The organism is Thalassobacterium sedimentorum, assembly GCF_031127905.1.
Classification (GTDB): domain Bacteria; phylum Verrucomicrobiota; class Verrucomicrobiia; order Opitutales; family Coraliomargaritaceae; genus Thalassobacterium; species Thalassobacterium sedimentorum.
This window is the reverse complement of sequence record NZ_JARXIC010000107.1, coordinates 1-871: the sequence shown is the minus strand read 5'-3', so window position 1 is coordinate 871 and position 871 is coordinate 1. Positions and strand designations below refer to the sequence as shown.

Below are 871 nucleotides of genomic sequence, written 5' to 3'. Positions count from 1 at the left end.
GATATTGCAACGAATTCGACTAACATCAGCGACAATCAAGATGATATCGCTTCGAATGCGACAGATGTCGCGGTGAATAGCACTAACATCAGTGATAACACTTCTGATATTGCAACGAATTCGACTAACATCAGCGACAATCAGGATGATATTTCCTCGAATGCGACTGATATTGCGACCAATGCAAATGACATCAGCGACAACGCTGCTGACATTGCAACGAATTCAACCAACATCAGCGATAATCAAGATGACATCGCCTCGAATGCGACTGATATCGCAACCAATGCAAATGACATCAGCGACAACGCTGCTGACATTTCATCCAATGCGACTGATATTGCAACGAATGCGGATGATATTAGCGACAATACAGCTGATATTTCTTCGAATGCGACTGATATTGCAACCAATGCGAATGACATCGCTGACAATGCTGCTGATATTGCGGATCTTGAAGATGATCTGAGTGATAATAACAGTGACATTGCATCCAACGCGACAGACATCGCAGTGAATGCAAATGACATTGCTGACAATGCTGCTGATATCAGCGATCTCGAGGATGATGTTAGTGACAACAACAGTGACATCGCTTCCAATGCAACTGGTATCGCTTTGAATGCAAATGACATTGCTGATAATGCAGATGATATCAGTGACCTTCAGGATGATGTTAGTGATAATAACAGCGATATCGCTTCAAATAACACGAACATTGCGTTGAACACTGCTGAAATTAGCGACAATGCTGATGATATCAGTGATAATGCTGATGACATCGCTTCCAACGATACCAACATCGTATCGAATGCAAGTGACATCGCTTCCAACGATACCAACATCGTATCGAATGCAAGTGACATCGCTT

Annotated in this window: 1 pseudogene; it reads left to right on the top strand. The window is 42.6% G+C overall.

The features are described 5' to 3' along the window. Nucleotides 1-871 (top strand): annotated as a pseudogene (locus tag QEH59_RS18600) (adhesin); the annotation flags it as partial.